This is a genomic window from Burkholderia territorii, assembly GCF_001718335.1.
GTDB classification, from domain to species: domain Bacteria; phylum Pseudomonadota; class Gammaproteobacteria; order Burkholderiales; family Burkholderiaceae; genus Burkholderia; species Burkholderia territorii.
On sequence record NZ_CP013366.1, the window covers coordinates 1,749,735 to 1,774,922 of the forward strand.

At 71.8% G+C, this 25,188-nt stretch carries 10 protein-coding genes; 9 read left to right on the top strand and 1 reads right to left on the bottom strand.

Going from position 1 to position 25,188, the window contains the following annotated elements:
* Positions 1-3: 3 nt before the first annotated feature.
* Genes WS51_RS18710 through WS51_RS18730 form a run of 5 tightly spaced genes read left to right on the top strand, consistent with a single transcriptional unit; the run spans position 4 to position 5,791 of the window.
* Positions 4-1,023, top strand: a complete 1,020-nt coding sequence (locus tag WS51_RS18710) for a TauD/TfdA family dioxygenase (RefSeq protein WP_059790686.1) — start codon at positions 4-6, stop codon at positions 1,021-1,023.
* Positions 1,013-1,864 (top strand): ABC transporter ATP-binding protein, encoded by an 852-nt coding sequence (locus WS51_RS18715; protein WP_060136630.1) that lies wholly within the window; start codon positions 1,013-1,015, stop codon positions 1,862-1,864. The genes WS51_RS18710 and WS51_RS18715 overlap by 11 nt, the downstream gene beginning before the upstream one ends.
* Positions 1,861-3,954, top strand: a complete 2,094-nt coding sequence (gene fhuB / locus WS51_RS18720; RefSeq protein ID WP_069229622.1) for a Fe(3+)-hydroxamate ABC transporter permease FhuB — start codon at positions 1,861-1,863, stop codon at positions 3,952-3,954. The genes WS51_RS18715 and fhuB overlap by 4 nt, the downstream gene beginning before the upstream one ends.
* A complete protein-coding gene (gene fhuF, locus WS51_RS18725; protein ID WP_069229623.1) occupies positions 3,951-4,751 on the top strand; it encodes a siderophore-iron reductase FhuF in 801 nt (266 codons plus the stop codon). The genes fhuB and fhuF overlap by 4 nt, the downstream gene beginning before the upstream one ends.
* Complete coding sequence (locus tag WS51_RS18730; protein ID WP_069229624.1) at positions 4,748-5,791, top strand: ABC transporter substrate-binding protein; 1,044 nt, start codon at positions 4,748-4,750, stop codon at positions 5,789-5,791. The genes fhuF and WS51_RS18730 overlap by 4 nt, the downstream gene beginning before the upstream one ends.
* Before the next feature lie 210 nt (positions 5,792-6,001).
* On the opposite strand, the gene WS51_RS18735 is transcribed toward WS51_RS18730, so the two are convergent.
* Positions 6,002-7,747, bottom strand: coding sequence for a cyclic peptide export ABC transporter (locus tag WS51_RS18735; RefSeq protein WP_069229625.1), 1,746 nt, complete (start codon positions 7,745-7,747; stop codon positions 6,002-6,004).
* A 271-nt stretch (positions 7,748-8,018) separates the two neighbouring features.
* On the opposite strand from WS51_RS18735, the gene WS51_RS18740 reads away from it, so the two are divergent.
* From WS51_RS18740 to WS51_RS18755, 4 genes are read left to right on the top strand one after another with little or no spacing between them, the layout of a single operon-like run.
* Positions 8,019-17,723, top strand: a complete 9,705-nt coding sequence (locus WS51_RS18740) for a non-ribosomal peptide synthetase (RefSeq protein WP_069230008.1) — start codon at positions 8,019-8,021, stop codon at positions 17,721-17,723.
* Between the two features lie 9 nt (positions 17,724-17,732).
* A complete protein-coding gene (locus WS51_RS18745) occupies positions 17,733-22,745 on the top strand; it encodes a non-ribosomal peptide synthetase (RefSeq protein ID WP_069229626.1) in 5,013 nt (1,670 codons plus the stop codon).
* Entirely contained in the window at positions 22,735-23,760 is a 1,026-nt protein-coding gene (locus WS51_RS18750) for a GNAT family N-acetyltransferase (RefSeq protein WP_069229627.1), read from the top strand. Before WS51_RS18745 ends, WS51_RS18750 begins: the two co-directional genes overlap by 11 nt.
* Before the next feature lie 34 nt (positions 23,761-23,794).
* On the top strand, positions 23,795-25,171 hold the full coding sequence (locus WS51_RS18755) for a lysine N(6)-hydroxylase/L-ornithine N(5)-oxygenase family protein (RefSeq protein WP_069229628.1): 1,377 nt from the start codon (positions 23,795-23,797) through the stop codon (positions 25,169-25,171).
* Positions 25,172-25,188: the final 17 nt, after the last annotated feature.

Below are 25,188 nucleotides of genomic sequence, written 5' to 3' on the forward strand. Positions count from 1 at the left end.
TGCATGACCCTGCTTTCGTTGCCGACGCTCGACGATCTGCGTATCGAGCCGGGGCTGCCCACCGTCGTGTCGCCGCGCGGCGCCGACGGCATGTCGATCGACGAGATCGCGCCGCTCGCGCATGCGATTGCGGCCGACACGCTCGAACGGGCGGGCGGTGTGCTGTTTACGGGCTTTCACGTGCCGTCGATCGACGCGTTCCAGCGGTTCGCGGCGTCGTTCGGCGATCCGCTGATCGGCTATGAATATGCGTCGACGCCGCGCAGCCAGGTCGAAGGCGCCGTCTACACGTCGACCGAATACCCGCCGCACCGTGCGATTCCGCTGCACAACGAGCAGTCGTACACGCGCGAGTGGCCGTTGCGGATCTGGTTCCATTGCGCGCTCGCGGCGCCGAAGGGCGGCGCGACGCCGATCGCGGACAGCCGCGCCGTGTATCGCGCGCTCGATCCGGCGCTGGTCGCACGCTTCGAGCAGCGCGAGCTGCTGTACGTGCGCAACTTCGGCCAGGGGCTCGACTTGCCGTGGCAGCAGTCGTTCGGCACGGACGAGCCGGCGGAGGTCGAGCGGATGTGCGCGGCACGCGGCATCGAATGCGCATGGCGCACCGGCGACGACGGCGAGCTGCTGTTGCGCACGCGCGAACGCTGCCAGGCCGTGGCGCGCCATCCGCGCACGGGGGAGCGCGTGTGGTTCAACCAGGCGAACCTGTTTCATCTGTCCGCGCTCGACGAAGACATGCAGGAAGCGCTCGTCGACGCGGTCGGGCTCGAGAATGTGCCGCGCAACGTGTATTACGGCGACGGCGAGCCGCTCGAGGCCGACGCGCTCGCGGAAATTCGCGGCGTGCTCGACCGCCAGCGCATCGTGTTTCCGTGGCGGACGGGCGACGTGCTAATGCTCGACAACATGCTGAGCGCGCATGCACGCGACCCGTTCGAAGGGCCGCGCAAGGTGGTCGTCGCGATGGCGCAGAGCCATACGGTTGCGCGCGCAACCGAACGGAGGGCCGATGGCGCGTAGTATCGCCGCGCTTGCCGCGCGCGGATTGACGGTGGGTTATCGCGACCATGTCGTGATCGACGGGCTGGACCTGTCGATCGCGGCCGGCCGCGTCACCGCGCTGTGCGGCCCGAACGGCTGCGGCAAGAGCACGCTGCTGCGCACGCTCGCGGGCCTGCAGCCGGCGCGCTCGGGCCATGTCGACGTGAACGGCAAGCCGCTCGCGTCGTTTCGCCGTCGCGCGCTCGCGCGCGAGCTGACGATGCTCGCGCAGTTCAACCAGATTCCGTCGGGGCTCACCGTGCGCGAGCTCGTCGCGTATGGGCGCTACGCGTATGGCGGGTTCCTGCGCGGGCTGTCGCGCGCCGACCATGCGGCGATCGACGAGGCACTCGACACGAGCGGTCTCGCGGGCGACGCCGAGCGCGACGTCGGCGCGCTGTCCGGCGGCGAGCGGCAGCGCGCGTGGATCGCGATGGCGCTTGCGCAGCAGGCGCCGATCGTGCTGCTCGACGAGCCGACGACCTATCTCGACATTCATCACCAGCTCGACATCCTCGATGCGCTGCGCGCGCTGAACCGCGCACGCGGGCTGACGATCGTGTGGGTTTTGCACGACCTGAACCAGGCGGCGGCGTACAGCGACGAGATCGTGCTGATGCGTGCCGGCCGCCTCGTCGCGCAAGGCTCGCCGGACGCGATGCTGGAGCCCGCGCGGCTGCGCGCGGCGTTCGGCGTCGACATGCTGAAGCTCGCGCATCCGCAGACGGGCGCGCCGATGTGCGTGCCGGCGTACGGGCCGCCGGCATCCGGCACGGCGGTCGCGTTCGATCGCGCGGTTCATCGGGATATCGCCGTATGACGACGTTCGCGATGCGCAAGCGGCTTGCGGCAAGCGGGCAGCGCGCGGCATCCGGCCGCCGTGCCGGCGCGCTCGCGCTCGGCCTCGTCGTGCTGATCGTGTTGCTGGCGGTGCTGCGCATCGCGCCGGACTTGCTCGCATGGTGGAACGCGGCGCCCGGCAGCGACGCTGCCGCGCTGGCGGGCGTGTTCCTGTTCGACCTACAGCTGCCGCGCGTCGCGGCCGCGCTGGTCGCCGGCGGCTGCCTCGGCGTCGCGGGCGCGTTGTTCCAGTCGCTCACGCGCAACCCGCTCGCATCGCCCGATCTGCTCGGCGTGACGGGCGGCGCCCAGCTTGGCCTGCTCGCGGCGATGCTGGTGCCGGCGCTCGCCGGAGTCGCGTCGGTGCCGCTGCTGTTCGTGTGCGGGCTCGCGGCCGCCGCGTGCGCGATCGTCGCGGCCGGCGGCTGGCGCGCGACGCCGCTGCGGCTGGTGCTTGCCGGCAGCGTCTGCATGCTGCTGTTCGCGGCACTGTCGACGCTCGTGCTCGCGTTCTTCGAGCAGAACATCGCGGGCGCCGCGTTGTGGACCAACGGAAGTCTCTATCAGCCGGGCGCGACCGGGCTCGCGCTCGCCGCGCGCTGGCTCGTCTTGCCGCTGCTGGCATTGCCGTTCGTGATCCGGCCGCTGAACCCGCTCGCGCTCGGCGACGAGGCGGCGGCCGCCGCAGGCGTGCGCGTCGACGCGTCGCGGCTCGCCGCGACGATCGTCGCGGTCGCGTTCACGAGCGTGGCCGTCAGCATCGCCGGCCCGCTGTCGTACGTCGGGCTCGTCGCGCCGAACCTGCTGCGCCAGGTGCGCGGCGCGCGCGCGGCCCGGCTCGGCGTGCTGGTGCCGCTGTCGGCGCTGGCGGGCGGTGCGCTCGTGCTCGTCACCGACAGCGCGGTGCTCGCGTCGGGCCTCGATGCGACATTGTCGACCGGCGTCGCGATCGCGCTCGTCGGCACGCCGCTGATGCTCGCGATGATCCGGCGCGGCGCCGCATGGTCGGGCGTGCTGCACGCGCAAGCCGAGCGCGCGGCCGGCAGCGGCTCGACACGGGTGGTCGCCTGGCTCGAACAGCGCGGCTGGCCGTTGCTTGCCGCGCTGTTCGTCGCGGCCGGCGTCCTCGTCGTGTTTGCCGGCGTGTCAGCCGGCCCGGAGTGGGTGTCGCCGGCACGCTGGTCCGCCGCGCTGTCCGGTCACGATGCCGTCGCACGGATGCTGATCGACCTGCGCATGCCGCGACTGCTGTGCGCGCTTCTCGCGGGTGCGCTGCTGGCCGTGAGCGGCGTCGCGATGCAGAGCGTCGTGCGCAACCCGCTCGCGGGCCCCGAAGTGCTCGGCGTCACGCAGGGCGCGGGGCTCGTGACGCTTTTCGCGCTGTCGACGTGGCCGCTGATGGGGCACGTGACACTCGCCGTGTCCGCGTTGATCGGCGGCGCGCTGTCGCTCGCGATCACGCTCGCGCTGAATCACCGGCACCGTTACGCACCGCTCGCGGTCGCGCTGACCGGCATCGTGATCGGCGCGCTATGGACCACGCTCGCGCAATGGCTGATCACGCAGGAAAGCGTGCAGCCCGCGCGCTTCGTCGTGTGGCTCGTCGGCGGCACCTACGGCCGCAGCTGGGGCGAGGTGTCGATGCTGCTGCCGTGGTGCGTGCTGGCGATTCCCGTATTCGCATGGCTTGCCCGGCCGCTCGACATGCTCGCGCTCGGCGACGACCAGGCGGCCGCGCTCGGCCTGCCGGTCGCCGCGCTGCGCCCGCTCGCGCTGACGATCGCGACGCTCGCCGCCTGCGCGGCCGTCGCGGCGGTCGGGCCGGTCGGCTTCATCGGACTGATGGCGCCGCACGTCGCGACGATGCTCGGCGCGCGTCGGCATCGCACGCGGCTGTGGCTGGCGGCCGCATGCGGCGCGCTGATTCTCGGATGCGCCGACCTGGCGGCCCGCACGGTCGTCGCGCCGCGCGAAGTGCCGGCCGGCGTGTTGACCGCGCTGATCGGCGCGCCGTATCTGCTCGGGCTGCTGGTTCTCGAGGGGCGCCGCGCCCGGCGCGCGGGGCGATGACGCAGGCGCTCGACGGTGCACGCGCCACGCGCTTCTCCGCGTTCGCGCCCGAGCCGTTCGCCGAGCATCTCGACACGGTGTGGCTCGGCATGCCCGACGATGCGCTCGCGCCGGGCCGGATCGTCGTGCCGGTCGACGCGCTGCCCGATCATCGCGATGCGCTGCTCGATGCGATGGTCCGCCACTACGGCGGCGATCCGGCGCTGCATGCGCGTGCGCTGATGTCGCAATGGAGCAAGTATTACTTCGGCCGTGCAGTGCTCGCCGGCGTGGTCGCCGCGCTGACGCTCGGCCGGCCGCTCGACATGGCGCCTGGCCGCACGTTCGTCGCACTCGACGACGGGATGCCGGCCGCGCTGTATGTCGCGCCGGACGCGCTCGGCGAACCGTGCGACGCACCCGCACCGCGCTATGCCGGGTTGCTCGCGCATCTTGGCGCGGTGATCGCGCTGCTCGCGGCGATGGGCCGCGTCACGCCGCGCGTGCTGTGGAGCAACGCGGGCAACCTGCTCGACCATCTGTTCGGCACGTATCGTTCGCTGCCGTGCGCGGCCGATTCCGCGCGCGATGCCGCGTGGCTGTTCGGTGCGTGTCGCGTCGAAGGCGAGCCGAATCCGCTGCGCCTGCCGGTGCGCGACGCGGTACCGCGTTCGCCGCTGCTGCCGACGCCGTTTCGCGCGCGCCGCGTGTGCTGCCTGCGCTATGAAATTCCTGGAGAAACGCAACTGTGTGGAAGCTGCCCGCTGCTATTGACGATGGACGACGCGGCGCTGGCCGAGCAGGACGCGATCCGGTGACGGGGAGGCCGCACGCCGGCCGCCGCCAGGCGCTCGGCGCACTGGCCGCGCTCGGCGCCGCATGCTGCGGTGCGCTGGCTGCGCCGCCCGCCGCGGTCGCGGATGTCGCGCGCGGCGGGCAGGGCGGCACGTCGGCGCAAGCGGGCCGCTCGCTTGCCGGCAACCCTGTCGTCTCGCAGGCGAGTGCGACGATGCCCGTGCGGCCGCAACGCGTGGTCGCGCTCGACTTCATGTTCGCCGAAAGCGCGATCGCGCTCGACATCGTGCCGGTCGGCATGGCCGATACCGCGTTCTATCCGGGCTGGCTCGGCTACGAAAGCGAGCGGCTCGCGCACGTGACCGACATCGGCTCGCGTCAGGAGCCGGGGCTCGAGGCGATCGCCGCGGTGAAGCCCGACCTCATCATCGGTGTCGGTTTCCGGCATGCGCCGATCTTTGCCGCGCTCGACCGGATCGCGCCGACGATCCTGTTCCAGTTCAGCCCGAACGTGTCGGAAGACGGCGTGCCCGTCACGCAGCTCGACTGGATGCGGCAGATCTTCCGGACGATCGGTGCGGTGACCGGCCGCGATGCGCGTGCGAAGGCGATCGAAGGGAAGCTCGACGCAGGGATCGCGCGCAATGCGGCGCGGCTCGCGGCCGCCGGCCGTCGCGGCGAACGCATCGCGCTCCTTCAGGATCTCGGGCTGCCCGATCGCTACTGGGCCTATACGGGCAACAGCACGTCCGCGGGCCTCGCGCGCGCGCTCGGGCTCGACCCGTGGCCGAAGAAGCCGACGCGGGAAGGCACGCTTTACGTGACGTCCGCCGATCTGCTCCGGCAACGCGATCTCGCCGTGCTGTTCGTCACCGCGACGGGGATGGACGTGCCGCTGTCGTCGAAACTCGACTCGCCGGTGTGGCGTTTCGTGCCCGCGCTGCAGGAACGCAGGATCGCACTCGTCGAACGGAACATCTGGGGGTTCGGCGGGCCGATGTCGGCGTTGAAGCTGGCCGACGTGATGACCGACACGCTGCTCGCGCTGCCGGCCGCGCGCTGAACGAGCGGATCGTCGTTCGGGGGCAGGGAAACGCGCGTCGCACGGGCATTCGCGAGTCTTCGCGTCGATGGTGTCACGCATCCATCGGTGTCTCGAACGATATTTGCGTCCATTGCGGATCCTTTACGCGCGGCGGAGCCGAAAACCGGCCGCCTGCGCACCGCGATCGGCGGATGAAGGCGGCCGGCGTTCACGCGTGCTTACGCATGCTTACGCGCTCAGCGCGTCCGCGCCGTCCCGTGCGCGTGACCGCTCGGGCGTCGTGTCGCTGACGATCTGCCCGTTGTCGAGCTTCAGCAGGCGATCGGCGAGATCGAAATAGCGGTCGTCGTGCGTGATCACGATCACGGCCTTGCCGCGTGCGCGCAGTTCCGGCAGCAACTGCTCGTAGAACACCGCCTTGAACGACGGATCCTGGTCGGCCGCCCATTCGTCGAACAGGTAGAACGGCCGGTCCTCCAGGTATGCGACGACGAGCGCGAGCCGCTTGCGTTGCCCGGTCGACAGCGCACGGTTCGAGAACGCACCGTCGACGACTTTCACCTTGTGATCGAGCGCGAGCTTTGCCACCAGCGCGTTCGCGCGCGCATCGGCCTGCGCACGCGCCGGATCGTCGGGATCGACGATGCCGAGCAGCGCATCGAACAGATGGAAATCGTTGAACACCGCGCTGAAGCGCTGCCGGTAGGCGGCACGCTCGCGCCAGCCGATGGTGCGGCCGTCGACCTCGATCGCGCCTTCCTCTGGCTCGTAGAGCCCTGTCAGCACCTTCGCGAGCGTCGTCTTGCCGCTGCCGTTGCCGCCGACGATGAACACGAGCTCGCCCGGCCGGATCGTCAGGTCGATCGGCCCGATCCGGAACATGCGTTCGTCGCGTTCGTGGAAATACGCGTGCGTGACGCCGCGCAGCGTGATCGCGCCGGCCGGCGGCACGTCCGGTGCATCGCTGGCGGGCGGCACCGTGCGCAGCGCGCCGAATTCGGCCATCACGCCTTCGATGCGCGCGAGCGATACGCGCGCGGCGTTGACGGTCGGCAGGTTGTTCAGCAGTCCGTCGAGCGGCACCAGCATGAACAGGAACACGACGACATAGCCGGCCGCGGTGCCCGCATCGGCATGCACGCCGAGCTGCGGCCAGAACGCGGCCGCGCCGAGGAACGCATAGAACAGGAAGATGATCCAGCCGACGCCGACCGCATACGCGCTGAACGCGCGGCGGCGGTGGTCGCGCACCTCGCCGATCGCGGCGCCGAGCTGGCCGTCGACGAACTGGCGTGCGCGCGCGTCGTGCAGCTTCAGTTCCTTCGCGCCCGAGAACAGCGCGCCGAGATAGCCGAACAGGCGGTCCTGCGCGTGGCCGGCCGCCTCGAGCGACGCGATCGCGCGGCGATCGCCGGTGTGGTAGCCGAGCGAGCCCGCGACGATCGCGGTCAGCGCGAGCACGCACACGGGCCACGACAGCCACGCGAGATAGCCGAGGCAGCCGAACACGATCGAGCCGTGCATCACCAGGTTCGGCAGCGCGAAGAACAGCATCGACACGTTGGTCGCGTCGTCGGTGAGCACCGACTGCACGGGTGCCGCGCCGATCCGCTCGATGTCGCGCAGCTCGGCCGCGCCGACGCGCCGCGCGAGATGCACGCGCAGCCGCGCCATCGTGTCCTGCGACAGCCGGGCGAACAGCGTGCCCGACACGATGCGCGTGACGAGCGCGATCACCGCGCACAGCGCGAAGCGCCACGCGAGCGACGCATCGGCCGCGCCGGGCGTCGCGAGCGCGCGGTTCAACGTCGCGACGAGCAGCACGCTCGCGACGCCGTTGAGCACGCACGCGACGAGCGCCAGCGCGAGCGACGCGCGGCTTTCGCGCAGCAGCGCGAGGATCAGGCGGGCCGCGGGGCGGCCGGGGGAGGCGTCGAGGGACGGCGGGAAAGAAGGCTCGTGGGCAGCGGTCATCGGCAACGTCGGTAAATGAAGGGCAGGCAAACCTTGCGGAAACGGCAGGATCGATGCGAAAGCGGCGCGCGGGCGGGCCCGGTCGCGGCGTTCCTTCCTGATAGACGAACGGGCCGCGCAAATATTTAGCGCTGCCTTCGAAAAATGCATTCGTTCCGACTTTGCGCGCAAAACGGTAAAAAATCGGCCGCGCCGTTCGTCACACCAGTGAAGCCGCCCCATGCGGCCCCGAGACTTGGCCGAAGCGGCCGGACCGAAGGACTTCACGCACATGACGAGTTTCCCGACTGCGCTGCATCACCGAATTCGCGAACTGGCGCGCCGTGCGCCCGACGCGCCCGCGCTCGCCGCGCCTTTCCAGAGCGACCTGCGCCTGTCGCGCGGCGCGCTCGACGCGCGTGCGTCGCATCTTGCCCGCCAACTGCGCGCGGCCGGTGTCGGCGCGGAAGTGCGGGTGGGCGTCTGCGTCGAACGCTCGTGCGAGCTGTTCGTCGCGCTGCTCGCCGTGCTGAAGGCGGGCGGCGTATTCGTGCCGCTCGATCCGCGTCATCCGGCCGCGAGGCTGGACTGGATCGTGCGCGATGCGCAACTGCGCCACGGAATCGTCGACGCGGCAGGCCGCGCGGCGCTCGGCGCGCCGTTCGAACATGCGTTCGACGCGATGTCCGCGGATGCGGGTACGGGTGCCGCCGCCAGCGTCGACGACGAGGACGTGCCCGTGCATCCGCGCTCGGCGGCGTACATGATCTACACGTCGGGCTCGACGGGCACGCCAAAGGCGGTGGTCGTCGAGCACGGGCCGCTCGCCGCGCATTGCGACGCGCTCGCGGCCGCGCTGCCGATCGAGAGCGGCGACCGCCTGCTGCATTTCGCGTCGGTCAATTTCGATGCCGCGCACGAGTGCTGGCTCGCGCCGCTCGCGATCGGCGCGAGCGTGACGATTGCGCCGCCGCAGCCATTCGCGCCGGACGCCGCCCATGCGCTGATGGTGCGGGAATCGGTCAGCGTCGCCGCGTTTCCGCCTGCGTATCTGCGCGAATTCGCGGCCGTCGCCGCGCGCGACGGCGTGCCGCCGGCGTTGCGCGTGCTCGCGTTCGGTGGCGAAGCGCTGCCGCAGCAGGCATTCGAATTCGTGCGCCGCACGTTCCCGTCGGTTCGCCTGATCAACGGCTACGGGCCCACCGAGGCCGTGATCTCGCCGATGCTGTGGCCGGTCGAGCCGGGCGAAACGCCGGTGCTGGCGACGGGCGATGCGTATGCGGCGCTGCCGATCGGTCGCGCGATCGGCCCGCGCGTCGCGCGCATCGCTGGCGACGAGACAGGCGAGCAGGGCGGACCGGACGAGGGCGGCGAACTGCTGCTGGGCGGCGTATGCGTCGCGCGCGGCTATCACGGCCGCCCGGCGCTGACGGCCGAACGCTTCATTCCCGATGCGCACGGCGAACCCGGGGCTCGCGTGTACCGAACGGGCGACCTCGCGCGTCTGCGCGCCGACGGCACGTTCGACTATCTCGGCCGCCTCGACGACCAGGTCCAGGTGCGTGGCGTGCGTGTGGAACCGGCGGAAATCGCCGCGTGCCTGCGCGCGCATCCGGCAGTGGCCGATGCCGCCGTAATCGCCGAAACCGGCCACGGGCCGACGCGGCTGATCGCGTGTGTCGCGCTGCGCGCGGCGGCCGACGATGCCGTGCTGAAGGCGCACGTGGGCGCGCAGTTGCCCGCCGCGTGGCAGCCGCATCGCTTCGTGCGCTGCGATGCGCTGCCGTACACGCTGAACGGCAAGATCGATCGTGCCGCGCTACGCGAGCGCATCGCGGCCGCCCGCGACACCGAACGCGCCGCGGGCGACGCGCCCTGCACTCCGACCGAACAGCAGATCGCCGGCCTCTGGCAAACGCTGCTCGGGCTCGACACGACGCCGTCGCGCGACGACCGCTTCTTCATGCTGGGCGCCGACTCGCTCGCGGCGATGCAACTGCAGGCCGCGATCCGCGCCGCGTTGCGCGTGAACCTGCGGCTCGACACGCTGTTCTCCGATCCGGCGCTGGCAGCGTTGGCCGCGCACGTCGATCGCGCGGAACGCGAAACGGGCGAGCCGCTGGCCGCGATTGCCGCACGCCGCGCGCCGGCCGACGCGGCTGGATCGGATGCCCCGTACGTCGATCGCGCCGCTTCGCTCGCCCAGCAACGTTTCTGGGTGCTCGCGCAAACGCGCGACGCAGGCGCCGCGTATCACATCGCCGCGCACTGGACGATCGACGGCGCGCTCGACCGCGCCGCATTGCAGCGTGCGCTCGATCACGTGATCGAGCGGCACGACGCGTGGCGCACGACGCTCGTCGACAACGGCGAAGGCATCGTGATGCAGCGCATCCATGCCCGTCTGCCCGTTACGATCGCGACGCTCGACTTGCGCGGCGAATCGCCGGCCGCGCGCGACGCGCAAGCCGCGCGCATCGCCGAGCGCGACGCAGGCACGCCGTTCGATCTGTCGAGCGGGCCGCTGCTGCGCGCGACGCTCATCGCGCTCGCGGACGATCGTCACCGGCTGCTGCTGACCGCGCACCACGCGATCACCGACGGCTGGAGCTCGCGCTGCGCGTTCGACGAACTGGCGGCCGCTTACAGCGCGTATGCGCAAGGCCGCGATCCGTCGTTGCCGGCACTGCCGATCCAGTACGCCGACTATGCGGACTGGCAGCGCGACATGCTCGCCGACGGCGAGGGCGAGCGTCAGCTCGACTACTGGCGCGATGCATTGCGCGACGTGCCGGGCCCGCTCGCGCTGCCGGTCGACCGTCAACCGGGCGCGACGCGCACGCTGCACGGCGCACGCGTATCGGTCCGCCTGCCCGACGCGGCGGCCGCCGACATCCGGCGTCTCGCGCGCGATGCGCAGGCCACCGTCTTCACGGTGCTGCTGGCCGCACTGGACGCGTGGCTGTCGCGCCTGACCGGCGAGACCGACGTGGTCGTCGCGGTGCCGGTCGCGCACCGCCAGCGCCCGGAAACGCGCGCGTTGCTGGGATTGTTCCTGAATACGGTCGCATTGCGCGTGCGGGTGGCGCCGACGCTGCCGTTCCGCGCGCTGGTCGACGCGGCGCGCACGGCGGCGCTCGATGCGGTCGCGCACCAGGACGTGCCGTTCGAGCGCGTCGTCGATGCTGTGAAGCCGCCCGTCAAGCGCGGCGACGAATGGCTGCGCGTGAAATTCGCGCAACAGTTCGATGCACGGCACGACAGCGTGCTGCCGGGCGCGACCGCGGTCGCGACGCCGGGCCCCGATCTCGCCGCGCGCTTCGACTTCGCGCTGGATTTCACCGACGATGCGCACGGAATCGAACTGGTCGCCGCCTATGCGACCGACTGCATCGATGCCGGCACCGCGCGCGCGTGGCTCGACAGCTATGCGGCGCTCGTCGCGGCCGCCGCTCATGAACCGCACCGCACGACGGCCGCGCTGCCGTGCGATGCCTCGCCGGCGCTGCGCCAGCCGCGCGACGGGCGTGCGCTGAGCGTCGAACACGCGGACGTCGTCGCCGCCTTCGCGCGGCAGGCTGCCGCGTATCCGCATCGCGTCGCGCTTGCCGACGCGTCGGCGTCGCTGACGTTCGCCGAACTCGACGATGCGTCGAACCGCGTCGCACATGCGTTGACGCTGCGCGGCGTGGCCGCCGAAGCACCCGTCATCGTCTGCATCGAGCGCTCGGCCCGCTTCGTCGTCGGCCTGCTCGGCGCACTGAAGGCCGGCGCGCTGGCCGTGCTGCTCGACCCGGCGCAGCCGGCCGCGCGCATCGCGGCCGCGGCCGCCGATTGCGGCGCGCGCTGGGCGCTCGTCGCGCATGGCCGCGATGTTGCCGCGTGGCCGGCCGGCAGCACGGCGCAGCCGCTCGACGTCGACGCGCTTGCGCAGGACGCGACGCTCGCGCATGCGGCCGGCGTACGCGTCGCGCCGCATCGCGAACAGGGCGCCTATCTGATCTATACGTCGGGTTCGACCGGCACGCCGAAGGGCGTCGTCGTGTCGCACGGCGCATTGGCCGACTACGTGCAGGGAATGCTCGACGAGCTGGCGTTCGCTCCGGACGCGTCGTTCGCGATGGTATCGACTGTCGCCGCCGACCTCGGCCACACGACGCTGTTCGGCGCGCTGTGCGCGGGCCGCACGCTGCACCTGCTGCCGGCCGCATGCGCGTTCGATCCGGACCTCTTCGCGAATGAAATGCGCCGGCGCGACGTCGGCGTGTTGAAGATCGTGCCGAGCCACCTGCAGGCGTTGCTCGACGCGCGCGTGCCGGCCGACGTATTGCCGCGCCATGCGCTCGTGACCGGCGGCGAAACGCTCACGTGGGCGCTCGTCGCGCGCGTGGCCGCGCTCGCACCGGCCTGCCGCGTGATCAACCATTACGGGCCGACCGAAGCAACCGTCGGCGCGCTCGTGTGCGACACCGCAGCGATCGCCGCCGACGCGCGCGATCCCGCGAGCGGCGTGCCGCTTGGCGGACCGCTGCCGAATGCGCGCGCGCTGGTGCTCGACGCGTTCGGCGCGTGCGTGCCGGCCGGTGCGACGGGCGAGCTGTATCTGGGCGGGCCGGGCGTGGCGCGCGGCTACCTGAACCGGCCGGCGCAGACCGCCGAGCGCTTCGTGCCCGATCCGTTCTCGGCCGGTGCGCGCCTGTATCGCACGGGCGACCGCGTGCGCCTGCGCGCGGACGGCCGCATCGCGTTCCTCGGCCGCATCGACGACCAGGTGAAGATCCGCGGCTATCGCGTTGAGCCGGGCGAGGTGAGCGCGGCGGTGCGCGCGGCCGGCCCGGTCGCGCAGGCCGAGACGCTCGCGATCGAGCATGACGGCCGCCTGCGGCTCGCGACGTTCGTCGTGATGCGCGACGGCGCGGCATTCGACGAGGCAGCCATGCGCAAGGCGCTCGGCACGACGCTGCCCGACTACATGATGCCCGCGCAGTTCGTCGCGCTCGCGCGCCTGCCCGTGACCGCGAACGGCAAGATCGATCGCGCGGCGCTGCGCGAGCTGGCCGCCGCACCGGTGGCGACAGCTTCCGGCGATGCGCCGCAGGGGCCGGTCGAAACGACGCTCGCCGAAGTGTGGCAGGCGGTGCTGAAGGCGCCGCACGTCGGCCGCGGCGACAACTTCTTCGAGCTCGGCGGCGACTCGATTCTGGTGCTGCAGGTGATCGCACGCGCGCGCAAGCGCGGTGTGCGCTTCACGCCGAAGCAACTGTTCGACGGCCCGACGGTCGCCGAGCTCGCGCGCGTCGCGAAGGGCGAAGACGTCGCCGCAGCAACGCCCGCGACGACACCGGCAGCGCAGGTGCCGGTTCAGGCCGCAACGGCTGCCGTGGCGGCGATCCTGACGCCCGCGCAGCAGCGCTTCTTCTCGCTCGACGTGCCGCATCCGGGCCACTGGAACCAGTCGGTCGCGTTCGACGTGCGCGGCCCGTTCGACGCCGATGCATTCGCGCACGCATTCGACGCGTTGCTCACGCATCACGACGCGTTCCGCCAGCGCTTCGCACGCGGCGCGGACGGCCACTGGCACGCGAGCGACGCGGCGAAACCGTACGATGCACTGCCGTTCGTCGAAGTCGCCGCGCACGACGAAGCCGACGCGCTGGCACGCTTCGACGCGTTGCAGCGCCGTCTCGATCTCGGTCGCGGGCCGCTCGCGTGCGCATGCGCCGCGCGGCTGCCGGACGGTGCGACACGGTTGTATCTGGCGATTCATCACGTGATCGTCGACGGCGTGTCGTGGCGCATCCTGCTCGACGACCTGGACGCCGCATATCGTGCCGCATGCGAACGCGCCCCCGTGCGCCTGTCGCAGCCGGGCTTGCGTGCGGATGCATGGGCCGCACGCCTCGCGCGTGCCGCGACGGAGCCAGCGTCGCCGTTCGCCGCCGAAACGGCTTACTGGGCGCGGATGGCACAGGGCGACGACCTCGTGCCCGATCATCCCGACGCACCGGCGACGAACGCCGATGCGGCAGTCGTCGTGCAGACGATCGACGCGGCGCTGACTCGCGCCGCACTGACCGATGCGCACGCCGCCTATCGCACGCAGACGGTCGAACTGCTGGTTGCGGCGCTCGCACTGGCGCTGGCCGGCGCCGATGGTGCCGCATCGTGCCGCGTCGAACTCGAGGGGCATGGCCGCGAGGCGCTGTTCGACGATGCGGATGCGAGCCGCACGGTCGGCTGGCTGACGAGCCATTATCCGGTCACGCTGCCGGTCGAAGCCACCGCGCGCGACACGCTGTGCGCGATCAAGGACACGCTGCGCGCAGTCCCGCACAAGGGCCTCGGCTTCGGCGTGCTCGCGCACCACGGCGACGCGGCGACGCGTGCGGCGCTGGCCGCCGTGCCGCGTCCGCGTGTCACGTTCAACTATCTCGGCCAGTTCGATGCACCGCGCGACGCCGTGCTCGTGCCGCGCTTCGGCGGCACCGGCATCGAGCGCGACCCGCAAGGGCCGCTCGGCAACACGCTCGCGATTCACGCGTACCTCGATACCGACCGCGACGGCGCCCGCACGCTGAAGGTTCACTGGGTCTACGGCGCGCCGCAGTTCGAGCGTGCGACGATCGATGCGTTCGCGAATCGCTTCGCCGCCGCACTGCGCGAACTCGCCGACGCCTGCGCGTCGCGCATCGCGCATCGCGGCGGCGGTGCGACGCCGGGCGACTTCCCGCTCGCGCAGGCCGCCGGCCTCACGCAGGCCGCGATCGAGCGCGCGCCGCTCGACTGGCGCACGATCGACGACGTGTATCCGCTGTCGCCGATGCAGCAGGGCATCCTGTTCCATGCGCTGTTCGCGCCTGGTCATGCAAGCTACGTGAACCAGCTCGTCGCGACCGCAACGGCGCTCGATGCCGACCGGCTCGCGGCCGCGTTCGCCGCATCCGTCGCACGCCACGACATCCTGCGCACCAGCGTGATGCCCGACGAGGCCGCACCGCTGCAATGCGTGCATCGTCATGCACGGATGCCGGTCGAACAGTTCGACTGGCGCACGCGCGGCGACACGCTGGACGCCGATTTCGACGCGTGGCTCGCGGCCGACCGCACGCGCGGCTTCGACTGGCGCGAGCCGCCGCTGATGCGGCTCACGCTGATCCGCGTCGCCGACGATGCGTGGCGCGTCGTGTGGACACGTCACCACGTGCTGCTCGACGGCTGGAGCACCGCGCGCCTGCTCGCGGACGTGTTGCGCGATTATCGCGATCCCGATGCGGTATCGCCGTTCGAGCGGCGCCCGGCACTGCGCTATCGCGACTTCATCGCATGGCTCGGCACGCGCGACCGCGCGGCCGACGAGCGCTTCTGGACCGCGCGGCTCGCGCGTCTCGACGCGCCGACGCTGATCGCCGAGCGCGTCGCCGATCGTGCGGAGGGGGAAATGCTCACGTGGCGCGCGACGATCGATACGGCGGCGACGACGCGTGTCGCGCAGACGGCGCGCGCGCTGAAGCTGACCGTCAACACGCTCGTGCAGGGCGCATGGGCGCTCGCGTTGCAGCGCATGACGCACCAATCGGCCGTTGCGTTCGGTGCGACCGTCGCGGGCCGTCCCGACGCACTCGCGGACGCCGACTCGGTGCTCGGTCTCTTCATCAATACGCTGCCGGTCATCACGGCACCCGCGCCGCATCAGCGCGCGTCCGACTGGCTGCAGGCGCTGCAGCGCGACAACGCGGCTGCCGCCGAGCACGCGCATACGCCGCTCGCCGACATCCAGCGCTGGGCGCGCGGCGCCGGCGGTGCGCTGTTCGACACGCTGGTCGTGTTCGAGAACTATCCGGTCGACGACACGGCGCGCGATGCCGATCCGCGCGCACTCGCACTGAGCGGCGTGCGCAGCATCGAATCCACGGACTTCGCGCTGACGCTCGTGATCGAAAGCGGTGCCGAACTCACGATTGATTACGGCTACGACACCGCGCGTATCGATACGCAGCAGGTCGAACGCTGGCACCGCGCGTTCGCATGTGCGCTCGACGCGTTGGCGCGCATGCCGGACGCGCTGCTCGGCAAGCTGTCGATCGCCGACGACGAGACGCGCGCCGCACTGGCGCGCGCACAGGACACCGCACGGACGTGGCCCGATGCGCAACGGCAGCCGCTGCACCTGCAATTCGCGGCCGCCGCACGCACGACGCCCGACGCGATCGCGCTCGAATACGCGGATGCCGACGGCTGCGTGCAGCGGGCGACCTATCGCGAGCTCGACCTGGACACGACACGCGTGGCCGCCGCATTGCGCCGGCGCGGCGTGCAGCCCGACACGCCGGTTGCACTGTGCGTCGAGCGTTCGTTCGACATGGTGACCGCGCTCGTCGGCGTGCTGAAGGCCGGTGCCGCGTATCTGCCGGTCGATCCCGACTATCCGGCCGAGCGCATCGCGTACCTGCTGCGCGATGCGCGGCCCGCGGTTGTCATTACGCACGCGCATCTGCGCGAGCAGGTCGAGGCCGCGCTCGGCAACGACGCGTCGGCCGCGCTTCTGACAGTGGCCGATCTGCTCGCGGACGAATCGGGTGACACCGCCATCGACATTGCAACCGACATCCACGATGCACAGCTCGCATACCTGATCTACACGTCCGGCTCGACCGGCAAGCCGAAGGGCGCCGGCAACTCGCACGGCGCGCTCGCGAACCGGATCGCGTGGATGCAGCACGCATACGGGCTGACGCGCGACGACGTCGTGCTGCACAAGACGCCGTTCGGCTTCGACGTGTCGGTGTGGGAATTCGTGTGGCCGCTCGCGACCGGCGCGAAGCTCGCGATCGCCGCGCCGGGCGACCACCGCGATCCGGCCCGCCTCGCGGCCGCGATCCATGCGCATGGCGTGACGGTGCTGCACTTCGTGCCGTCGATGCTGGCCGCGTTCGCCGCGTATCTCGACGATTTTTCGGCCGCCGCGCAATGCGACAGCGTGCGCCTGATCGTCGCGAGTGGCGAGGCGCTCGCGCCCGAACTCGTCGCGAAGGTCGCGCGCCTCCTGCCGAACGCGACGCTCGTGAACCTGTACGGGCCGACCGAAGCCGCGATCGACGTGTCGCACTGGACCTGCGGCCCCGACGACGCGAGCGCCGTCGCGGTGCCGATCGGCCATCCGATCGCGAACCTGCAACTGCACGTGCTCGACGCGGCCTGGCAGCCCGTGCCGGCCGGCGCGACCGGCGAACTGTACCTGGCCGGCGCGGGCCTCGCGCGCGGCTATCTCGGCCGCCCGGGGCTGACCGCCGAGCGTTTCGTGCCTGATCCGTTCGTGCCGGGCGCACGCATGTATCGCACCGGCGACCTCGCGCGGCGTCGCGCCGACGGCGCGCTCGACTACCTCGGCCGCGTCGACACGCAGGTGAAGCTGCGCGGCCAGCGGATCGAACCGGGCGAGATCGAGGCGCTGCTGCGCGCCGCGCCCGGCGTGCATGACGCCGTCGTGATCGTGCGCGACGAGCAACTGGTCGGCTATGTCGCATGTGGCGACGCGGGGCCGCTCGACCGCGCCGCGTTGCTGGATTCGTTGCGCGCGCACTTGCCGGCCTACATGGTGCCGTCGCAGCTGATCGAGCTCGACGCGCTGCCGGTCACGCCGAACGGCAAATGCGATCGCCATGCGCTGCCCGCGCCGGTGCGCGCCGCGGCGACGGCCGTCGAACTCGCGACCGACACGCAGCGCGCGCTCGCGGCGATCTGGCAGCGCGTGCTGCACGTGGACGCGATCGGCCGCGACGACGATTTCTTCCAGCTCGGCGGCCACTCGCTGCTCGCGACGCAGGCGCATGCGCAGGCGAACCTGCACTGGGGCCTCGCGCTGCCGCTGCGCACGCTGTTCGACACCCGCACGCTCGCCCGCTGCGCGGAGGCGATCGACGCCGCCTGCGCGGCACGCGGCGAGACCGACGCGGCGAGCGCGATCGATGCGCTGCTCGGCGAACTGGAAACCCAATAAGGACCCCGGATGACGAAGGCTCAACCCGACTGGCTCGCGCTTGCAACGCGCTTCGCGCAACTGCCGGACGCGCAGCGCGCGGTGTTCATCGACAAGCTCGGCGCGGCCGGCATCGACTTCCGCGTGCTGCCGATCCCGCCGCGCACGCCGCGCAGCAATCGCGTGCCGGCCTCGTTCGCGCAGACGCGGCTGTGGCTGCATGCGCGGCTGATCGATGCGCCGCACGCGTATCACATCACCGAGCGGCTCGCGCTGACGGGCGCGCTCGACGCGCATGCGCTGCGGCTCGCGTGCGATGCGCTGATCGCGCGCCACGAAGCACTGCGCACGACCTTCGACGAAGCGGACGACGGCGTCGCGCAGACGATCCATCCGCCGTTGCGTTGCCCGTGGCGGGAGACCGATCTCGAAGCGCTGCCTGACGCGCAGCGCGTCGCGCGCGCCGAAAGCGTCGCAATGGCCGATGAAGCCGACGCGTTCGATCTAGGCGTGGCACCGCTCGTGCGGGCGCACCTGATCCGCTTCGACGCGACGCATCACTGGCTCGCGCTGACCGTTCACCACATCGTGTCGGACGGCTGGTCGTCGGGCGTGATGCTGGACGAGCTGGCGGCGTTCTATCGCGCGTATGCGACGGGCGCGCCGGTGCCGCTCGCGCCGCTGCCGATCCAGTACGCGGACTATGCGCTGTGGCAGCGCCGCTGGCTCGATGCCGGCGAGCGCGACCGGCAGCTGGCGTTCTGGCGCGAGCGGCTCGATCCGCAGCGCGGCGTGCTGACGCTGCCCGGTGCGACTGCACGACCCGCCCGCCGCAGCGCACGCGGCGGGCGTCACGTGTTTGCGCTCGACGCACGCATCGGCGCGCAGCTGCGGGCGTTCGCGGCCGCATCGGGCGCGACGCCATTCGCGGTGCTGCTCGCGGCGCTCGACACGCTGCTCGCACGCGCGACCGGCGATGCGCGGATCTGCGTCGGCGTGCCCGCCGCGAACCGCGAACGCGCGGAAACGGCCGGGCTGATCGGCTTCTTCGTCAACACGCTCGCGATCGATGTCGACGTGCCCGCGCACGGCGACTTCGCGTCGCTGGTCGCACGCACGCAGCGCGCGCTCGTCGATGCGCAGATGCATCAGGACGTGCCGTTCGAACAGGTCGTCGACGCGCTCGGCGTGCCGCGCAGCGCGAGTCATCATCCGCTGTTCCAGGTAATGGCCGCGTATGGCGAACGCCACGCGCTGCCCGCGTTCGGCGCAGCATCGGCGACGCTGCTGCCGTCCGGCACACCGTCCGCGAAATTCGACCTGACGCTTTCCGTCGAGGCGACGCCCGACGGCACGTTCGACGCCGCGTTCATCTACGCGCTCGACCTGTTCGATGCCGACGCGATCGCGCGGCTGGCCGCGCGTCTCGTCACGCTGCTCGGCGATGCGCTCGTACGCCCGCATGTGCCGGTCGGCGATCTCGACTGGCTGCCGGCCGACGAACGCGCGCAACTGTTCGCGTGGAACGCGCCGGCAGGCGCGGCCGAAGCCGAACCGTTCGTTCCCGTGCACGCACGGATCACCGCGCATGCGCAGGCACGGCCCGCCGCACGCGGTGTCGCCGACATCGATCGCGCGCTCACGCGCGGCGAGGTCGACGCGCGCGCGGCACGCATCGCGCGCAACCTCGTCGCGGCCGGTGTGCGGCCTGAAATGCGCGTTGGCGTCGCGCTGCAGCGCTCGGTCGACCTGCTGGTTGCGCTGATCGCGGTGCTGAAATCCGGCGCCGCGTTCGTGCCGCTTGACCCGGCCCATCCGCGCGAGCGCCTCGCGCAAATCGTCGGCGATGCCGGCATCGCGCACGTGCTGACCGACGGCGCGAGCGTCGCATCGCTGCCGCAGCTGCCGGCATTGCGCATCTGGCGCGCGGACGAAGTCGATGCACTCGGCGAGGCCGCGGACGTCGCGCTGCCGGACGTGCTGCCCGGCCATGCGGCCTACGTGATCTACACGTCGGGCTCGACCGGCAAGCCGAAGGGCGTGGTCGTCGATCACGCGGCGTTCGCGCGCCATTGCGTGGCGATCGCCGAGCGCTACGGCGCGGGCGAGAACGACGTGTTCCTGCTGTTCCAGTCGGTCAACTTCGACGGTGCGCACGAAGGCTGGTTTTCGCAATACCTGTCGGGCGCCGCCGTGTCGGTGACGGCCGACGTGCTGTGGCCGCCCGCGCAGACCTGCGCGATGATGATCCGCGACGGCGTGACGATGACCTACGTGCCGCCCGGGTGCGCCGCGCAGCTCGCCGAATGGGCGCTTGCACACGGCGCGCCGCCGACGCTGCGCTCGCTGACCGTCGGCGGCGAGGCGACGTCGCGCGAAGCGTTCGCCATGCTGCGCCGCGCGATGCCGAACGTACGCGTGGTCAACGGCTACGGCCCGACCGAAACCGTGATCACGCCGACGCTCTGGATGTTCCGCCCCGGCGACGATCTCGCGAAGCTCGGCGACGCCGCGTATCTGCCGATCGGCACACTGGTCGGTGCGCGCACCGCGCACGTGCTCGACGCACGGCTGCATCCGCTGCCGGTCGGCGTGATCGGCGAGCTGTACCTGGGCGGCGAGGGAATCGGCGTCGCGCGCGGCTATCTCGATCGTCCCGCGCTGACGGCCGAGCGCTTCGTGCCCGATCCGTACGGCGCCCCTGGCGCGCGCCTGTACCGGACGGGTGACCTCGTGCGGCGCCGTGCGGACGGCGTGTTCGACTTCATCGGCCGCGTCGATCATCAGGTGAAGCTGCGCGGGCTGCGCATCGAGCTCGGCGAGATCGAGGCGCAGCTGGCCGCGCACGATGCGGTGCGCGAAGCATGCGCGGTCGTGCACGGGCAGGGCGCGCACGCGCAGCTCGTCGCCTACGTCGAACTGACCGCCGACGCGCAGTCGGCCGCGCGGCCCGTCGAGGCCGCGACGCTCGATGCGCATCTGCGTCGCACGTTGCCGGACTACATGGTTCCCGCGCAACTGATCGTGCTCGACGCGCTGCCGCGCAACGCGAACAGCAAGGTCGACCGGGCGCGGCTGCCGGCGCCGGCGCGCGTCGAACGCGCATATGAAGCGCCGCACGACGGCGATGAAACCGTGCTCGCGGCAATCTGGCGCGACGTGCTGAACGTCGAACGCGTCGGCCGCGGCGATCACTTCTTCGAACTCGGCGGCCATTCGCTGGCGGCGGTGCGCGTCGCCACGCGCGTCGCCGAGCGGCTCGGCCGCGACGTGCCCGTGCGTGCGCTGTTCGAAGCGCCGGTGCTCGCGCAATACGCGCGCCAGGTGGCCGACGCGTCGCGCGCCGTGCACGCCGGTGCGTCGGCTCCGGGCGTCGCGACGGTCAAACCCGACGCGCACGGCGTATGGCCGCTGTCGCCCGCGCAACTCGGCCTGTGGTTCCTGTGGCGCGCGCAGCCGGACAGCGCCGCGTACAACATTCCGGTCGCGCTGCGCGTGCGCGGTCGGCTCGACGTCGATGCGCTGCGCGCGGCGTTCTCGGCCGTGGCGGCCGCGCACCCGGCGCTGCGTGCACGGATCGTCGCGCGCGACGGCATGCTGCCGGGCCAGCGGATCGCCGCCGCGGCGCCCGTCGCGCTGCCGCTCGTCGACTTGTCGGCACGGCCCGATGCGCTCGCCCGCGCGACGGCGCTCACCGACGCCGATGCGCTCGCGCCGTTCGATCTCGCCGCCGATGCGCCGCTGTGGCGGGCACGCGTGCTGCGCGTCGGCGACGACGAGCACGTGCTGTCGGTGACGATTCATCACATCGTGTCGGACGGCGAATCGATCGAACTGTGGCTCGACGCGGTGCGTGCACGCTATGTCGCGTTCGTGCGCGGCGAAGCGGCGTCAGCCAGTTCGGCGTCGATCCCGGCGACGGTAGAAAACACGTCGCTCGTGCTGCCCGCGCCGTGCCATCCGGCCCGCGTCGCGTACTGGCGCGACGCGCTCGCCGACCTGCCGCCGCCCGTGCTGCCGCTGCGCGCAAATGCACCGGCCGTCCCGCAATGGCGCGCGGCGCGCATCGCGTTCGAGTTCGACGCATCGCTGATCCGTGCCGCGCGCGACGCCGCGTCGGCCGCGCACGCGACGCTGCCGATGCTGCTGCACGCGGCGCTCAACACCGCGCTGTTCCGTCTGACCGGTGCGGCCGACCAGCCGGTCGGCGTGCTGGCATCGACGCGCGAGCTGACGGGCGACGCGGCGCGCGACGCGCTTGGCCTGTTCATCAATTCGGTCGTCGTGCGCACGCGGCTCGACGCGGCGGCATGCCGCGCGGACGTGCTCGCACAGGTGCGCGATACGGCGCTCGCCGCGTATGCGCATGCCGACGTGCCGTTCGCCGACGTCGTCGCCGCGCTGCGTGCGCCGCGTGTCGCGCACGCCAATCCGTTGTTCCAGGTGATGTTCAACTACCTGCGCCCGACGGGTGCTGCCGCGCGCGACTGGGCCGGCCTGTCGCTTGCCGAGTTCGACGACGTGCGTCATCGCGTCGTTTTCACGCTGGAGCTGGACGTGGTCGAGCATCCGGACGGCCGCGTGAGCGCCGCATTTTCATTTGCGGATGAATTGCTCGACGGCGATTTCGTCGACGCGCTCGTCGACCTTTACCACGACGAAGTCGCGCGTTTCGCCGGTGCGCAGGAAGCGGCGCTCGGCGCGCCCGATGCGCGGTACGCGGCGTCGGCGGCGGTCGAAGTCGCAGTCGACGCATCCGGCCGCGCGGCGGCGCACGTCCCGGCGGCATCGCGCGCGCCGCAAGCGGCAGCCGCGCTCGCCGCGCTGTGGTCCGACACGTTCGCCACCGCCGCGCCGGCAGCCGACGCCGACTTGTTCGAAGCCGGCGCGACTTCATTCGACGTCGTGCGCTTCGTCGATGCCGCCTGTCGCGCCGGGCATGCGCTGACGGTGGCCGACGTGTTCGCGTCGCCGACGCTTGCGGCGCTCGGTGCGCGACTCGATGCGTCGGCCGAGACGGAGGAGGTGCGCGATGCTGGCTGAGGTGCGTCCGGACGGATTCACGATGCCGGACACCTGCCGTCTCGCGTTCGCGGACGGCCTGTTCGCCGTGCGCGACGACGCGGAAATCCGCGTCGCGCAGGGCGACGGCATCGGCGCGCAGCTGCTGCGCGCGCAGCTTGCGGACGACGGCACGCTGCGCCTCGTCGCGTACAACCATCGCGCGGCGCCGGGCGACCAGCGCCGCGCAGTGCTGGCCGCGCTCGCCGCCGCGTTTTCCGACGACGCGCGCCGTGCGGCGATCCGGCTCGACCCGGCCGCGTGGCCGGCGGTCGCGCTCGACGCGCTGCGCGCAAGCGGCGTGCTCGCCGACGGCGGCCTGTGCATGCGCGAAGGCTGGGCGCAGCAGGCCGATCTGTGGCGCGTCGGCACACCGTTGCCGTGCGCGACGCTGCCGATGCTGACCGACGGCCGGCGGCATCCGCGGCGGCCGCCCGCGCCGCGCGGCGACGTGTATGCGCGCGACCTGCCGGCACTCGGCGTGCGTTTCACGCTGCGCGGCTGGCAGCCGGGCGAGGACGCCGCGCGCGTCGCGCACTGGTTCGACGCGCCGCGCGTGCGCGACGGCTGGCCGGGCACGCAGCCCGGCGCCGACGGCACGTCGCCCGATGCCGATCCGCACGTGAGCCCGCTCGTCGGCTGCTTCGACGGCGAACCGTTCGTGTACGTCGAGGCGTTCTGGCTGAAGGAAGACCCGCTCGCGCCGCACGTCGGCGCGAGCGATTACGACCGCGGGCTGCGGATGCTCGTCGGCGAATCGCGCTGGCGCGGCCCGCATTGCGTGGCGGGCTGGCTGCCGTCGGTCGTGCATTACCTGTTTCTCGACGATCCGCGCACCGAAACGGTCGGCTGCGCGGTCCCGGCCGGCCGCGCGCGGGTCGTCGACACCCTCGCGCGGCACGGCTTCGCGCGGCAGCGGCGGCTGCCGCTCGCCGACGGGCAACCGCTGTGGATGCGCACGTTGCGCGAGACCTTCTTCTCCGGCCGTCACGTCTGACGGGCCGGTTTCACCGACAAGGGAGCTGAGAGACATGCAGAGAGAAACCGTATTCGACCTGATCGGCGTCGGCTTCGGGCCGTCGAACCTGGCGCTGGCCGTGCGCCTCGCCGAACGCAACGGCACGCGTCCGCTCACGCATTGCTTCGTCGAACGCCAGCCGGAATTCGGCTGGCATCGCGGCATGCTGCTCGACGACTGCCGGATGCAGATCTCGTTTCTGAAGGATCTCGTCACGATGCGCGATCCCAAGAGCCGCTACACGTTCATCAACTACCTGTTCGAACGCGGTCGGCTGAACGAATTCGTGAACCTGAAGAACTTCTATCCGACCCGCGTCGAGTTCCACGACTATCTGAGCTGGGTCGCCGACGCGTTCGCCGAGCAGGTCCATTACAGCGAAACCGTCACGGCGATCGAGCCCGTGCGCGGCGACGGCGCGCGGATCGACGCGCTGCGCGTGCTGTCGCGCGATGCGGGTGGCCACGAGCGCCAGCGGGTGACGCGCGCGCTGTCGATCGGCGTCGGCGGCACGCCGGCGGTGCCGGACGCGTTCGCCGCGCTCGGCCGCGATCGCGTGATCCATTCGTCCTCCTACCTGGCCGACATCGACCGGCTGGTCGCGGCGCCGCACGGCGAGCGTCGCCGTATCGCGGTGATCGGCGCGGGGCAGAGCGCGGCCGAGGTGTTCATCGACCTCGCGCGCCGCTTCCCGCACGTCGCCGCGAGCCTCGTGATGCGCGCGGGCGCATTGAAACCGGCCGACGACAGTCCGTTCGTCAACGAGATCTTCAGCCCCGAGTTCACCGACGTCGTCTACGCGCAGCCGCACGACGCGCGCCGCGCGCTGCTCGAGCGCTATCGCGACACCAACTACGCGGTGGTCGACCGGCCGCTGATCGAGCAGATCTACGAAATGCTGTACCTGCAGCGCATCGACGGCACGCCGCGCCATGCGCTGCTCGCGAACAGCGCGATCGAGGCCGCGGTGCGCGCCGCCGACGGGCGCATCGAGCTGACGCTGCGCGACCGGATGAACGGCGCGACACGCGTCGAACGGTTCGATGCGCTCGTGCTCGCGACCGGCTACCGGCGCGACACGCACTCGGCGCTGCTCGAAGGGCTCGCGCCGCATCTGGGCGATGCGCTCGCGCGCGGCGAAGTCACGCGCGACTACCTGCTCGCGACGCCCGAGCACTTCGCGCCGCGCATCTACCTGCAAGGCTGCTGCGAAGACAGCCACGGCCTGTCCGACACGCTGCTGTCGGTCCTCGCGCGGCGCGCGGACGAGATCTGCGCGTCGCTCGAGGAAGGGATCGCGCCTGCCGCCGCCGACGACGCGGCCCGCGCACTGCATGAACGACGACATCAACACGGGGCGAGCGCGGGCCGCATGGCTTTCGCTCTTTGACAAAAGGCGGTCGGAGA

Coding starts and splice junctions, on each gene's coding strand:
- WS51_RS18740 (WP_069230008.1), top strand. CDS start 8,019: ATGACGAGTTTCCCGACTGCGCTGCATCACCGAATTCGCGAACTGGCG.
- fhuF (WP_069229623.1), top strand. CDS start 3,951: ATGACGCAGGCGCTCGACGGTGCACGCGCCACGCGCTTCTCCGCGTTC.
- WS51_RS18715 (WP_060136630.1), top strand. CDS start 1,013: ATGGCGCGTAGTATCGCCGCGCTTGCCGCGCGCGGATTGACGGTGGGT.
- WS51_RS18750 (WP_069229627.1), top strand. CDS start 22,735: ATGCTGGCTGAGGTGCGTCCGGACGGATTCACGATGCCGGACACCTGC.
- fhuB (WP_069229622.1), top strand. CDS start 1,861: ATGACGACGTTCGCGATGCGCAAGCGGCTTGCGGCAAGCGGGCAGCGC.
- WS51_RS18755 (WP_069229628.1), top strand. CDS start 23,795: ATGCAGAGAGAAACCGTATTCGACCTGATCGGCGTCGGCTTCGGGCCG.
- WS51_RS18745 (WP_069229626.1), top strand. CDS start 17,733: ATGACGAAGGCTCAACCCGACTGGCTCGCGCTTGCAACGCGCTTCGCG.
- WS51_RS18710 (WP_059790686.1), top strand. CDS start 4: ATGACCCTGCTTTCGTTGCCGACGCTCGACGATCTGCGTATCGAGCCG.
- WS51_RS18735 (WP_069229625.1), bottom strand. CDS start 7,747: ATGACCGCTGCCCACGAGCCTTCTTTCCCGCCGTCCCTCGACGCCTCC.